Consider the following 13454-nt stretch of genomic DNA (forward strand, 5'->3'; position numbering starts at 1 on the left):
CATCGCCGGGGGGCTGCGTCAAGCCGGTGCAGCGCCCACCAGAGCCGGCAGCTCGGAGAGAGACTGGATGCGGTGATCCGGCGCGGCATCCAGCTCGTCCATCTGGGTGCGCAGAATCCTGAACAGCGTCAGCGGGGCGAGGCGGAGGCGGTCGCCGAGTGCGCCGGCGAGGACGTCCGGCCGGACCCGCTCGATCCAGGCGACCTTGAAGCCGAACGCCTTGGCGCCGCAGACGTCGAACGGGTTGGACGAGACGAACAGCACCTCGGCCGGTGCGGCGCCGAGTTTTTCCTCGACCAGCGCGTAGGCGTCGGGGCTGGGCTTGAACATTCTCTTGGATGCGACGCTCAAGGTGGCGTCGAGCATGCCGTCGAGGCCGCTGTTGCGGACCAGCGGATCGAGCATGTCGTGGCTGCCGTTCGACAGGATCGCCAACTGGTGCCCCTTCAGCGCGGCGAGGGCCGGCCGGGCGTCGGGATAGGGATCGAGGTGCAGGTATTTGCCCATGATCCGCTCGAATGCGTCTCCGGTATCCGGGAGGCCGAGCACCCGCAGCGTGAAGGCGAGCGACTGGCGGGTGATGACCGAAAAATCCTCGTAGCGCCGCATCAGCGAGCGCAGCCAGGTGTATTCGAGCTGCTTCAGCCGCCAGACCTGGGTGATGATGTCGCCATAGCCCGGAAAAGCCTGCTCGGTGATGGCGGCCACCGACTGGGTGTCATAAAGCGTGCCATAGGCGTCGAAGACCACGGCTCTGGTCGTCATGGTGGTCACCTTGCTGTTGGCGTGACATTTACGGCGGTGCGACATGACCGTCTTGTGTCAGCTGGTCGCACCGTCCCCGCATTCCAACATCCCCGGCGCGGGCCGGCAAACCACGGGCTTGTGTTCCCGGCGGGCGAAGAGGCTATAAGGATCCGCGATCACTTGACGTCGGGATCTGTCGCTGATGGCCTCACCTGAGTTTCCTCGTGCCCCGTGGTGGCAGTCCGGGATCCTGTACCAGGTCTATCCGCGCTCGTTTCAGGACGGCGACGGCGATGGTGTTGGTGACTTGCGGGGGCTGACCGCGCGGTTGCCATATCTCGTCGAGCTCGGTGCCGATGCACTATGGCTGTCGCCGATCTTCACTTCGCCGATGGTCGATTTCGGTTACGACATCTCCGACTATACCGGCATCGATCCGCTGTTCGGGACGCTCGCCGACTTCGATGAGCTGGTCGCCGCGGCCCATGGTCATGGGCTGAAAGTCGTGCTCGATCTCGTGCCCAACCACACCTCCGATCAGCATCCCTGGTTCCTGGAAAGCCGTACCTCGCGCGACCACCCCAGGCGCGACTGGTACATCTGGCGGGACGGCCGGTCTGGCGGCGGGCCGCCGAACAACTGGCTGTCGGAGTTCGGCGGCAGCGCCTGGGCATTCGACGAGGCGACCGGCCAGTTCTATTATCATGCCTTTCTCAGCGCCCAGCCCGACCTCAACTGGCGCAATCCGCAGGTGCGGCGGGCGATCGCCGAGGTCATGCGGTTCTGGCTGCGGCGCGGCGTCGATGGCTTTCGCGTCGACGTGATGTGGCACCTGATCAAGGACGCCGAGTTTCGCGACAACCCGCCCAATCCGGATTACACGCCGGAGCGTCAGCCCTACGAACGGCTGCTGCCGGTCCATTCGACCGACAGGCCCGACGTGCATGTGGTGGTGGCCGAGCTCAGGCGCGTCATGGACGAGTTCGACGACCGCGTCCTGATCGGCGAGATCTATCTGCCGCCGGACAAGCTGGTCGCTTATTACGGCGACGACCTTGCAGGTGCTCATCTGCCGTTCAACTTCGCGCTGATCTCGACGCCATGGCAGGCGCAGGCGGTCGCAGCACTGATCGCGCGTTACGAGGCGGCGTTGCCGGCAGGGGCGTGGCCGAACTGGGTGCTCGGCAACCACGACCGCATGCGGATCGCAGGACGGGTCGGTCCGGGGCAGGCACGGGTCGCCGCCATGCTGCTGCTGACGCTGCGCGGCACGCCGACGATGTATTACGGCGACGAGATCGGCCTGCCGCAGGTGCCGATCGCGCCGGAGCAGGTGCGCGATCCCTTCGAGACCAACGTGCCGGGCTATGGGGTGGGGCGCGACGGCTGCCGGACGCCGATGCAGTGGGACGTCTCAGCGAATGCCGGCTTCACCACCGGCATTCCCTGGTTGCCGCTGACGGACGATTTCGCCCGTCGCAATGTCGCGGTCGAGCGCGACGACCCCCGCTCCATGCTCGGCCTTTACCGCGCATTGATCGCGCTACGCCGGGCAAGGGCGGAACTGAGCCTCGGCAGCTACGCGGAGTTGCCGACCGATTGCGCCGACGTATTGGCGTACACGCGCGCCGATGGCGGTCGCCGGATGCTGGTGGCGCTGAATTTCTCCGACCGGCCTGTGACAGTCACGCTGCCGCCGCTCGCTGTGCGGGCGGTCATCGTGCTCTCGACATCCACGGAGCGTTCGGCTGAGGTGATCAGCGACACGCTGCATCTGAGCAGCAATGAAGGACTCGTGCTCGATCTCGCGCCGGAGATTTAGCCGACGAGCAGGCCGAGCTTGCCGACCATGGCGAGGGAGCGCGCGACGCCGTCGCCGGTCGACAGCACCAGCGGCTCCATCGGCTCGCCGTCGTCCGCTCGCGTGATCTCGGTTGTCGGGCCGAAGGTTTTGGTCATGTCGGCGACGATCTCGGCGATGGTGCGTGCGCCATCGAGGAGCTGGAGGAAATACCGCGTCCGGTCATCCTCCAGGCGCACGGTCTGGTGTAGCAGGTTGGTGACTAGGGGCCCGGTGCCGGCCTGCCAGCGTGCCAGCAGGCTCGCCTGCGGATGTTCGCTGACCTCCTTGACGATAAAGGGCGGCGCCACGAGGAACGTGACTTCGCCGCTGCAGGCCAGCACATAGATGGCGTCCGTCAGCGTCTGCCGGTCGTCGGCCTCGGCGCGGCCGCCGAGCAGGGCCCGTGCGCCGTCGAGCAGCGCGTCGAACGACAGCGCGCGAGGCCAGGTGCGGCCAAGGTACAGATGCGCGGCCTTCAGCAGCGGTTGCGTCACGGTCAGCGTGGAACCTTCGTGGGTCCTGAATTCCATCGGCGATCTGTCGGCGAGACGGGCGTGCGGATCGACCGGGCTCATCGTGCTGAGCAGATGAAAGCCAGTGACGAAGTCCAGCTCGATCCGGCGGCGCAGCACGACGTCGTCGTGGCACAGCAGGGTGCGCCGAAAGCCGTTGCCGTCGATGAAATCCTGATACTGGTCGCGCGCCATGAACTCGCTCTCGGGAAAACGCTGTAGCGTGGTGCGCACCTCCTCGGAGTAGGCGGCGAGATGGCGGCGCGAAAAGTCGGCGTCGCTGAGATATTGCAGGCCATGGCGGCCGGCGTCCTCGACCACCTGGAGGAGCAGGAAGGCGGTCGCGATCTCGTTGAGATCGTCGTGGAACAGGACTTCCTCCGGCATCTTCAGCACGCGATTGGCATGGTCGCGCATGACCGCGCCGTGGACCGTGTCGGCTTTCGAGCCCTCGCTCAGGAAGCGCACGATCGCGCGGGCCTGCTCGGTCTTCTTCTTCATGTCGGTGATGCCGCGGGTGTGATACAGCATCATGTCGCGCACCATGTCGCGCAGGTGCGAGTAAGGGTGCGCGTTGTAGCTGACATAGCAGATGCCATGGGGCGCGAGGTTCTGCTTGAAGATCGTCATCATCCTGGCGCGGACCGCGGGCGGGACCCAGGAATAGACGCCGTGGGCGATGATGTAGTCGAACTGACCGAAGCTGTCGTCGACGTCCATGATGTCGTGATGCATCAGCTGGATGTTGCGCAGCCCGAGCGCGGCGATGTTGCTCTGGCCGCGGGCGATGGTGACGCCGCTGAGATCGATTCCGATGAATGTGCTGTTCGGGTACTGAAACGCCATCGGCAGCAGGTTGCCGCCGACGCCGCAGCCGAGTTCCAGGACACGACAACGGTCGACCGGGGCCGGCGTCATGCCATACAGCGTGCCGAGGCTGCCCAGCAGGTTGGGATGGGTATGCTCGTAGACGTGACCGGGATAGTAGACCTCGTCGTAGAGCGTCGGCTTCGGTGTGGCGATGTTCATTGGTCGGATCATTGTTGTGAAACGAAAGCTGACTACTGCCAGCTGTAGGCGAAGCGGTCGTTGTCGATCGTCACCCGTGCCTGCGTGATCTCCTCCTTCGCCAGCGAGCGGTTGAGGAATTCGCGCGACAGTTCGGGCAGCAGGGTGTTGGTGATGATGTTGTCGATCATGCGGCCGCCGGAATCCGGATCGTTGCAGCGCGAGACGATGTGCGCGACGACGGCGTCGTCGTAGCTGAACGCCGCATTATGGCCATCGCGGATGCGCCGCCCGATGCGGTCGAGCTGCAGCCGTACGATGCCGGCCAGCATGTCGTCGGACAGCGGGAAATACGGAATCGAGACAATGCGCCCGAGCAGGGCCGGCGGGAATACCTTCAGCAGTTCCGGCCGCAGCATCCGCGCCAGCTCTTCCGGATCGTTGCGGTATTTCGGGTCGCGCGACAGCGCCATGATCATGTCGGTGCCGACATTGGTGGTCAGGATGATCAGGGTGTTCTTGAAGTCGATCTTGCGGCCGGTGCCGTCTTCCATGATGCCCTTGTCGAACACCTGGAAGAAGATCTCGTGCACGTCGGGATGAGCCTTCTCGACCTCGTCGAGCAGGATGACGCTGTAAGGCTTGCGCCGCACCGCCTCGGTCAGCCGGCCGCCCTCGCCATAGCCGACATAGCCGGGAGGCGCCCCCTTCAGGGTCGAGACGGTGTGGGCCTCCTGAAACTCGGACATGTTGATGGCGATCATGTTCTGCTCGCCGCCATAGAGCGCCTCCGCCAGCGCCAGCGCCGTCTCGGTCTTGCCGACACCGGAGGGGCCGGCGAGCATGAACACGCCGATCGGTTTCGAGGGATTGTCGAGCTTGGCGCGGCTGGTTTCGATGCGCCTTGCGATCATTGCCAGCCCGTGCGACTGGCCGAGTACCCGGCGGTTGAGGATCTCCGGCAATTTCAGCACTGTCTCGATCTCGTCGCGCACCATGCGACCGACCGGAATGCCGGTCCAGTCGGACACCACGGAGGCCACCGACTGCTCGTCGACATGGGGGTAGATCATGCGCCGGTCGGGATTGATGCCTTCGAGGGCTTCGAACTTGCTGCGCAGCTCGGCGCGCCTGGCTGCCGGGTCGTCGCCATCCTTGGGCCCGGCGAGGATGTCGCGCAGGCTGCGGATGTCCGTGACCAGCGCCTGTTCCGTCGCCCAGTCGGCCTCGAGGCCAGCGAGCTTTTCCCTGAGTGTTGCGATATCAGCTTCGATCGCCGTGATGCGCTCGGCATCGTCGACGCCGAGATCGCTGTCGCTGACGAGCGCGGCCTTCTCGGCCTCGCGCGCGGCGATGGCGACACGGGAGTCTTCGATCAGGGCCGGGGTGGCACTCTGGCTGATGGCGACCCGCGCGGAGGCGGTGTCGAGCAGGCTGACGGCCTTGTCGGGCAGTTGCCGGGCCGGAATGTAACGGTGAGACAGGTTGACCGCGGCGATGATGGCTGCATCCGAGATGCGCACGCCGTGATGCTTCTCCATCGGGCCGATCAGCCCGCGCAGCATCACGCAGCAGGTCGCGACATCGGGCTCGTCGACATTGATCGGTTGAAAGCGCCGGGTCAGCGCCGGGTCTTTCTCGATATACTGGCGGTACTCCGCCCAGGTGGTCGCGGCGATGGTGCGCAGGGTGCCGCGGGCGAGCGGAGGCTTGAGCAGGTTGGCAGCGTCCCCAGTGCCGGCCGCGCCGCCGGCGCCGATCAGGGTGTGAGCCTCGTCGATGAACAGGATGACCGGGGTCGGTGAACTCTGGACCTCGTCGATGACCGAGCGCAGCCGCTGCTCGAACTCGCCCTTCATCGAGGCGCCAGCCTGCATCAGGCCGATGTCGAGCGCACACAGCCGGACATTGCGCAGCGGCGGCGGCACGTCGCCGGATGCGATACGCTGGGCGAAGCCCTCGACCACCGCGGTCTTGCCGACGCCGGCTTCGCCGGTGAGGATCGGGTTGTTCTGCCGACGCCGCATCAGCACGTCGATGAGCTGGCGGATCTCGTTGTCGCGGCCGAGGATCGGGTCCATCTGGCCCGATTTCGCCCGCGCGGTCAGGTCCTGGGAGAAACGGTCGAGCGGCGTGGTGCCTTTGGCACCGGCGGCCTGCTCCGCGCCCGGAGTCCCGGCGCCGGCAAGGCCCGAGTTGTCCATCGGCCGCAGGTTGTCTTCCTCGGACCCCGCCCAGATCGCCCGGTGTTCCGCGGCGAGGCCATCCACATTCACCTTGGTGAATTCCTTGGACAGGCTGGTGAGCGTCCGGCGAAGGTCTGTCGATTTCAACCCGGCGACCAGCAGGTGACCGGTGCGGATCTGGGGCTCGCCGAAGAACAGCGTGGCGTAGTGCCAGCCGCGGTCGAGGATTTCGATGACGCCGTTGGCGATCCCCGGCATGTCCGTCTCGTTCATGCGGAAGCCGCTGATGGCGGTCGCGAGATCGGACAACAACCGGGCACGGTCGAGCTTGTAGTGGTCGGCGGTGAGGCTGAGGTCGGTGTGTTCCTGCTGCAGGATGTGGAACAGCCAATGCGCCAGCTCGACATTGCGGTTGCCGCCGCTCTTGGCGTGGCGCAGCGCCTGGATGAAGGCATCATAGCCGGCGCGGTTCAGTTTGCCGGTGACGGTCTCGATGCTGATGTCAGTCACGGCGCCCTCCCAGGGATGGCTTCAGCGTTGTTGCGGAGATCATCCGGCACGTCGTGGAAATCCGACGGATTTCCCTGATGTTGAGACGGCCGGCGGACCGGTTCGGTTCAATCGGCGGCCGCTGTGGCACGCCGCGCCCGCAGCCGTTCGCTCAGGTTGAAACGGGCATCGCAGCGATAGTCGTCGGTCGACGTCCAGTTCGGTGAGACCCAGGTGGTCCATCCCAGCCTTCCGCTTTGCCCGAGCCGAACCGGTGCCACTGCGCCCGAGGGGATGGCGAGCTCGACGTCCCAGTCGAGTTCGTCCCCGATGTAGAAAAACACCGCGTCGGCCAGCGGTTCCGATAAATTCTTCGCGTCCGTCGGCAGGAAGTCCTCGTACTGCGCGAAGTCCCGGACGAAGATCCGGATCCTGATTTTATCCTCGACACTGAACACGCGCGAGCCGAGCAGCAGATCCTTGCCAAGGCCGGCATGGCGGCGGCCGAGGCTGCTGCAGTCTTCCGGAGCGAAGGCGAGCCAGGAGCCGACGAATTCGTCGACCTCGACCCGAACGTCGAACAAGCCCTGGAGGAAGCGGGACAGCCGCGAGGCGCATTTGGCCTTCGGCGCGATCAGGCCGGCGAAGCTGAGCTTGGCCATGTCCGGAACCGTGTCGCGGCCGGCGAAGACGTCGCTGCCGAGGCCGACAAACGAGCCGACATAGGCGATGAAGCGGTCTTCCCCCGGGCGATCGTGCTGAGCGATCGGCCTTGCGTCGGCCCATGCCCGGAAGAACAACTGCAGGAAACGGCCGTTGATGAGATCCAGGAAGCGCGGGAAGGCGTCGTCCCGCATCAGCAGCCAGCCGACGCTTTCGTCGGTGGTGGCGAGCGGCAGTGCGCCCTGTGGGCCCAGCAGGCCAAGGAACTTGACGAGGATGCGCAACCGGCCATTGGCGCCGTCAACCGCGCTGAGGTTTGAAGCCGGGAATTCGAGATAGGGGTCCTGGCCGAGGTCGACATATTCCTCTCGTCGCGCTGCACTGTCGCCGATCCGCGGGCGATCCGGGTGGGCGCGTTCGAGCTGGCGCAGCACGTGGTAAAAGTCGAAGCGCCAGGGTTCGGCCTTCATCTGCTCGATCAGCGTCACAGCGGTCTCCGCGTGCCCATGCGGGCGGGCCAGCGCATGATCTCGCCGCGTTCGGGGGTCGTGATCACGGTCTGGGTGAAGAAATTGAAGCCGGCATAGTCGGCCAGGAAACGTTCCAGCACGGCCCCGAGCAGGAACACGCCGCTGCCCTCGAATGCCTTTTCGTCGAGCGTGACGGTGATTTCCTGCCCGCGCGCCGCGCCGCTGCCGGTGCGCTCGCGCACCCGCCGCACCACGGGACGGCTCTCGACACTGCGTGTGCCGCGAATTTTGCGGTCGGTGGCGTCGTCGGTCTGGTCGGCAAACAGGGCCAGCATCTCGCGCAGCGCGGCGGCATTCTTTCCCGCGCCGCGCTCGACGAGGCCGAGATAGTTGAGGCTAAGCATGTTGATGAGACGCCAGGCGATGACACCGACGCTGGCAATCTCGCCGCGCGTGCGCATTTGCGTGATCACCGGCTCGCGCGGCCGGGTGGGACCGGCAATGCAGACGAGATCGAGGGATGTGTCGTCGAGCAGGCGGAAGTCGGCGCCGCCCTGGCCGACCGGCAGGTGCTCGGTGAGATGGCGGTTGGAACACAGCGCGCGGACGCTGAGCTCGGCGGCCGAGGTTCGGCCGTTCAGCTCGCCTGGCTCGAGCAACGACAGGAACATGTCGGTGCCGGTGTAGTCGGATGCCGCACCATAGGTCTTCTCCTCCACGGTGCGGCGGCGCGGCAGCCGGCGCACGGTGTAGTAGAGGCTGTCGACCGATGTCGCCGTGGGATCGACGGCGGCGGAGTAGAGCGGCCGGACCGGTTGCTTGTCCTTCTGGGCCGGGAAATGAGCGTAGACCTCGAGCACGCGGTGCGGCTCATATTCAAGGTAGCGGCTGCGGTCAGGCACCACGTGGTATTCGTGGGTGTTCGACTTGATCGGGATGCGGTCGCTGGTCTTCTCGAACAGGTTGATGGCGGGCGCCGTGTAGAGGCTGAAGGTGTCGGGCCGGACGGCTGCGGCGAGGCGCGAATTGTGCTCGTCGAAAGCGAACACGATATCGATCGACTTGCTGCGCAGCTTCGGCATGATGCCGCGCAGCCCAGTCAGGCTGAAGCCGAGAAACTTGCGCGGGAACATGAAATACTCCCGCAGCAGCTCGGAGCCGCGAAAGATCCGGTTGTCGCCCGGAAACAGCGCCTCGTTGTCGTCGAAGCCGATCTGGCTGATGCAGTCGTCGGGTGCACGAATAACCACCGGATCGCCGTAGTCGTCGAGAAAACGGAAGTAGACGCCGGCGCCATTGGCGATCAACTGCTCGTAGAGCGCAATCGCATCCGCCTCCGCGCCCGACAGGTAGATCGGAAGCTCGGACACCTTGCAGCCTGCGAACCATGCCTCGGGTTTTGTCCGGGCCTCGGCCTCGGACATGTCCTCGTCTGGCCGCGCCGCAGTGCGATGGGTCAATGACAGCCGCAGCCCCGCGATGACATCGCCGCCGACCGGCACGCCCAGCGCCTGCAGCGCACCGGCCGTGGAGAAATACTCGGCGCCGGTGACGTCGAACGGCCACAGCACGATGTCGCGGCACAACCGGAAACGGCAGGCGAGACTGCGCTCGCGCTCGCGATATGAGGCGTCGAAATAGGCGCCGCGGGCGATCCGGCGGCCATCGCGCAGTGCGGGATCCGCGAACGGCGGCAGCGCCTTGACCAGCATCGCCGACGGCGTCGGCGCCAGGTAATTGGGAACCAGCTGCTCCATCAGGTTTGCCGTGAACTCGGGAAACTCGTGCTTGAGCTTGAGCTGGACACGGGCGGCAAGGAAGGCTGCGCCTTCCAGGAGGCCGCTGATCATCGGGTCGGAGCGCTCCTTGGTCAGGCCACCCAGCCGCTCGGCGATGCCGGGAAACTGTTCGGCGAAATCGCCGGCCTGCTCGTAGAGCAGGGAGAGCTCGCGGTTGTAGAAGTCGCGGAATTCACGGTCCATGGCTCATGCCTAGATCCGAAGTTCGTGATGCACCGCCGCACGCTCTTGCCTGAACTTCGGATGCAAGAGCGCACTCGAGCACGTTCGCTTGTGGTGGAAACGCGAGCGCGCTCTATTGTCTGGTTTTGCCGCGTTTCTTCACCGGTGTTGGCTTCGCTTGCGAACGTTCTAGAGTCGGTTGATCTGGATGTCTCCGCTGTCGAGATCGACGTCGGCGATGAATTCGACGGGTACGTTGAGCGGCTCGCACTGCAGGTCGGCATGGACCAGGAAGCGCAGCTTGAGCTGCTCGCTGCCGATCGCGCTGTCGCGATGCACCCGGATCGAGCGGCGGTCGAGCCGCGGCTCGTAGGTCGCCAGGATCCGGCGCAGTTCGTCGCTGAGCTCGTTGTCGGTGATCTCGTCGATCGAGCGATGGGCGATGTCGGGGAAGCCATAGTTCAGGATCGAGGTCCGAACACAGTCGCACCCGGTCAGGTCCTCGGTCGATTCCAGGGCGATGGTGTTGAGGAGGGCCTCGAGATCGTGGGCGACCTCGCGGCGCAGCAGCGCCTCCGAGATCGGAAAGCGACCGGCGCTGCGCCGGCCGGCAATCACCCGCTCGCCGAACTCGTCGCGCAGGTCAAGCTTCTTGCGCGCGTCATGGGCGGCGTGGGCGGCACGAAACGCCAGCATCAGCGGCGGACTTAAGCGGTCTTTCTTCGGCGTGATCGACACGTCCGGTCCCCTAACCGATGCCGGAGCGACGGCGGCAGGGAGCGGCGTCGGTTCGTGTCCGAGATTTCGCGTCCGAAGCCATGTCCATCCGGGCAGTCGTCGAGCCGTGCTCACTTGCACGAAGCGTCAAAGCGGCGCGCCATTCCAAAAATCTGGAGCCGCGTCCCGTCGGGGAGCGGCTCCAGCATGGCGGGGCGCGATCAGCCCCATTCCTTGTTGGCCGGGATATCCCAGCCGAAGGTCGGCGAAGCGCCGGCGGCGCCCTTGCCGGTCTGCGAGGTGTAGTGCACCTTGAACTTGCGGAAGTTCAGGCTGACGTTCTCCACCAGCCGTTCGTCGCCGTGGGATCCACCGGTAGAGATGCTGCTGACGATGATCTCGTTCAAGTAGATCTTCAAGTATTCGAGCGGATTTTCGCCGGCCTTGCGGATGGTCAGGAGCCCGTTGTCAATGTGGGTGCCCTTGGCGCAGGCCTGGAACAGGTCGCTGGTGGCCTTGTCGACCCAGTGGGTGAAATGCAGGTCCTGGACGTTGACCTTGCCGGCGCCACCGCCGGAGCCGCTGTGGAACGAGCCGGTCTGGCTCTCTCCGAAGGACCAGCTCAGGATGTCTATCTCTTCCTTGTGCTTGGAATCCTCGGACTCGCCCTTGATCTTGTCGAGCTTCAAGAAGATATCGACGGCCATAACAAGTTACCTTTCAATGCGCGTGATGGGTTCGGTGCTCGTACTCAACGCCCCTTAAGAGCTTGGCCCCGGCAGACGGGAAACAAGACTTAAGCCCACGTCCATTGCCTCCAGCTGAAAGTGGGGGCGGAGGAAGAAACGGGCGTTGTAGTAGCCCGGGTTCTCCTCATTCGCGATGACCTCGACCTTGGCGGCGGCCAGCGGCTTGCGGGCCTTCTGGGCTTCCGACGACATGGCCGGATTGGCATCGACATATTCGTTGATCCAGGTCTGCAGCCAGACCGTGAGCTCGTCCTTCTCCTTCATCGAGCCGATCTTGTCGCGCACCATGCATTTGAGATAGTGCGCGAAACGCGACACCGCGAACATGTAGGGCAGGCGCGACGACAGGTTGTCGGAGGCGGTGGCGTCGACGCCTTTCTCGCCGAAATACTTTTTCGGCTTGTAGAGCGACTGCGCGCCGATGAACGCCGCCTTGTCGGTGTTCTTGCGGTGGATCAGCGGGATCAGGCCGGCCTTGGCGAGCTCATGCTCGCGGCGATCGCTGATGGCGATTTCGGTCGGGCATTTGAGATCGACGCCGCCATCGTCGGTCGGGAAGGTATGGGTCGGCAGGTTGATGACCTCGCCGCCCGACTGCACGCCGCGAATGCGGGTGCACCAGCCGAACTCCTTGAAGGCGCGGTTGATGTTGGCCGCCATGGCATAGGCGGCGTTGATCCAGCCATACTTGTCGCCGGTGTGGCCGTCGGTCTCCTCCTCGAAGGCGAATTCCTCGACCGGCTCGGACTTGGCGCCATAGGGCAGGCGACCGAGCACCCGCGGCATGCACAGGCCGACATAGCGGGAGTCGTCCTGGTCGCGCAGTCCCTTCCAGGCGGCGTATTCCGGCGTGTCGAACACCTTGCCGATGTCGCGGGGATTGGACAGCTCGGTCCAGGAGTCCATCCCCATCAGGGTCGGCTCGGCGCCGGCGAAGAACGGAGCGTGGGCGGCACCGGCGATCTTGCTGAGGTCGCGCAGCAGCTGAACGTCGGTCGGCACATGGCTGAAATAGTAGTCGCCGATCAGGCAGCCGAACGGCTCGCCGCCGAGCTGGCCGAATTCGTACTCATAGACCTGCTTGAACAGCGGGCTCTGGTCCCAGCGCGCGTCCGGATAGAGCCGCAGGTTGCGGTACAGCTCGTTCTTGGAGACGTTCATCACCCGGATCTTGAGGGTGGCGTCGGTTTCGGAGTTGAACACCAGATAGTGCAGGCCGCGCCAGGCGCTTTCGATCGCCTGGAATTCGGGGGCGTGCAGAACCTCGTTCATCTGGGCCGAAAGCTTCTGATCGATCCGGGCGATCATCTCCTCGATGGTGTCAAGCACATCCGATTTGATGACGGTCGTGTCTTTCAGCGCCTCGCGGACGAGGGTGGACACCGCGTTCTCGACTTCGGTCGCCGCGCGTTCGGTGCGTGGTTTGAAGCTCTGTTTCAACAGCGCGGAGAATTCGTCGGCCTCGACGGTCCTGACCTCAGCGCCGACTTCAGTGGTGGTCTGTTTCTGGCCTGCGTCTTTTGCCATGGTCCCCATTCCTCGCCTTATTTCTCGGCTTCCGGCTCGGTGCTGCTGGCAGCGGCGCGCTCCTGCAGCGCGGCCATCAGTTGCGGATCGCTGAGCAGTTTCTTGAGCTGATCCTCGGCGGCAACCTTGCCGTCCATGTAGCGCAGCAGGTTGGCCAGCTGTTCACGGGCTTCCAGCAACTTGGCGGTCACCGGGATCTGGCGGGCGACCGCGACCGGGGAGAAATCGGCCATCTTGTTGAAGCGCAGATTGACCGACATCTTCTCGCTGTCGCCGGTGCCGTCGCCAAGGCGGTTGGCGACACGCATGGTCACGCCCGGCTGGATCGCCGCCAGGCGGTTGTCGAAATTGTCCATGTCGAACTCGAGGAACTTGCGCTCCTCGACCTTGGCTTTCTCGACGCCGGCATTGTTGCCGGAGAGATCCGACAGCACACCCATGACGAACGGCAGCTCGACCAGCCGCTCGGCGTCATAGGGATCCTCGTAGGTGATGTGCACGCGCGGTGCGCGGTTGCGTCGGATGAATTTTTGACCGCTGTCCGTTGCCATAATTCGCCCTCGTCATGAAACGGCTGTCGAA

The 13454-nt window shown here is 64.9% G+C and carries 10 protein-coding genes; 1 reads left to right on the plus strand and 9 read right to left on the minus strand.

Features of this window, described 5'->3' with window-relative positions:
• Positions 1 to 18: 18 nt before the first annotated feature.
• Positions 19 to 765, minus strand: a complete 747-nt coding sequence (locus AB4Z37_RS23150; RefSeq protein ID WP_441519094.1) for a haloacid dehalogenase type II — start codon at positions 763 to 765, stop codon at positions 19 to 21.
• A gap of 184 nt (positions 766 to 949) precedes the next feature.
• On the opposite strand from AB4Z37_RS23150, the gene AB4Z37_RS23155 reads away from it, so the two are divergent.
• Complete coding sequence (locus AB4Z37_RS23155; protein WP_441519095.1) at positions 950 to 2569, plus strand: alpha-amylase family glycosyl hydrolase; 1620 nt, start codon at positions 950 to 952, stop codon at positions 2567 to 2569.
• Here the strand turns inward: AB4Z37_RS23155 and AB4Z37_RS23160 are convergent.
• From AB4Z37_RS23160 to tssB, 8 genes are all read right to left on the minus strand, one after another.
• Positions 2566 to 4131, minus strand: a complete 1566-nt coding sequence (locus tag AB4Z37_RS23160) for a methyltransferase regulatory domain-containing protein (protein ID WP_441519096.1) — start codon at positions 4129 to 4131, stop codon at positions 2566 to 2568. The two genes, AB4Z37_RS23155 and AB4Z37_RS23160, sit on opposite strands and share 4 nt — an antisense overlap.
• 32 nt (positions 4132 to 4163) lie before the next feature.
• Positions 4164 to 6806 (minus strand): type VI secretion system ATPase TssH, encoded by a 2643-nt coding sequence (gene tssH / locus AB4Z37_RS23165; protein ID WP_441519097.1) that lies wholly within the window; start codon positions 6804 to 6806, stop codon positions 4164 to 4166.
• 107 nt (positions 6807 to 6913) lie between these two features.
• Entirely contained in the window at positions 6914 to 7969 is a 1056-nt protein-coding gene (gene tssG, locus AB4Z37_RS23170) for a type VI secretion system baseplate subunit TssG (protein WP_441519142.1), read from the minus strand.
• Positions 7933 to 9900, minus strand: a complete 1968-nt coding sequence (gene tssF, locus AB4Z37_RS23175) for a type VI secretion system baseplate subunit TssF (protein WP_441519098.1) — start codon at positions 9898 to 9900, stop codon at positions 7933 to 7935. Before tssF ends, tssG begins: the two co-directional genes overlap by 37 nt.
• 168 nt (positions 9901 to 10068) lie before the next feature.
• The gene (gene tssE, locus AB4Z37_RS23180) at positions 10069 to 10575 is read right to left on the minus strand and encodes a type VI secretion system baseplate subunit TssE (RefSeq protein WP_441519143.1); all 507 of its coding nucleotides are present in this window, start codon (positions 10573 to 10575) and stop codon (positions 10069 to 10071) included.
• A gap of 242 nt (positions 10576 to 10817) precedes the next feature.
• Positions 10818 to 11303: an Hcp family type VI secretion system effector gene (locus AB4Z37_RS23185; RefSeq protein WP_441519099.1), complete on the minus strand. Its 486-nt coding sequence runs from the start codon at positions 11301 to 11303 to the stop codon at positions 10818 to 10820.
• Positions 11304 to 11357: 54 nt separating this feature from the next.
• Complete coding sequence (tssC, locus tag AB4Z37_RS23190) at positions 11358 to 12872, minus strand: type VI secretion system contractile sheath large subunit (RefSeq protein WP_441519100.1); 1515 nt, start codon at positions 12870 to 12872, stop codon at positions 11358 to 11360.
• Between the two features lie 17 nt (positions 12873 to 12889).
• Positions 12890 to 13423, minus strand: a complete 534-nt coding sequence (gene tssB, locus AB4Z37_RS23195; protein WP_441519101.1) for a type VI secretion system contractile sheath small subunit — start codon at positions 13421 to 13423, stop codon at positions 12890 to 12892.
• Positions 13424 to 13454 lie beyond the last annotated feature (31 nt).

Origin of the sequence: Bradyrhizobium sp. 2TAF24 (assembly GCF_052115025.1) — a bacterium.
Lineage (GTDB): Bacteria > Pseudomonadota > Alphaproteobacteria > Rhizobiales > Xanthobacteraceae > Bradyrhizobium_A.

Coding starts and splice junctions, on each gene's coding strand:
- AB4Z37_RS23150 (WP_441519094.1), bottom strand. CDS start 765: ATGACGACCAGAGCCGTGGTCTTCGACGCCTATGGCACGCTTTATGAC.
- AB4Z37_RS23155 (WP_441519095.1), top strand. CDS start 950: ATGGCCTCACCTGAGTTTCCTCGTGCCCCGTGGTGGCAGTCCGGGATC.
- AB4Z37_RS23160 (WP_441519096.1), bottom strand. CDS start 4,131: ATGAACATCGCCACACCGAAGCCGACGCTCTACGACGAGGTCTACTAT.
- tssF (WP_441519098.1), bottom strand. CDS start 9,900: ATGGACCGTGAATTCCGCGACTTCTACAACCGCGAGCTCTCCCTGCTC.
- tssE (WP_441519143.1), bottom strand. CDS start 10,575: ATGCTGGCGTTTCGTGCCGCCCACGCCGCCCATGACGCGCGCAAGAAG.
- AB4Z37_RS23185 (WP_441519099.1), bottom strand. CDS start 11,303: ATGGCCGTCGATATCTTCTTGAAGCTCGACAAGATCAAGGGCGAGTCC.
- tssC (WP_441519100.1), bottom strand. CDS start 12,872: ATGGCAAAAGACGCAGGCCAGAAACAGACCACCACTGAAGTCGGCGCT.
- tssB (WP_441519101.1), bottom strand. CDS start 13,423: ATGGCAACGGACAGCGGTCAAAAATTCATCCGACGCAACCGCGCACCG.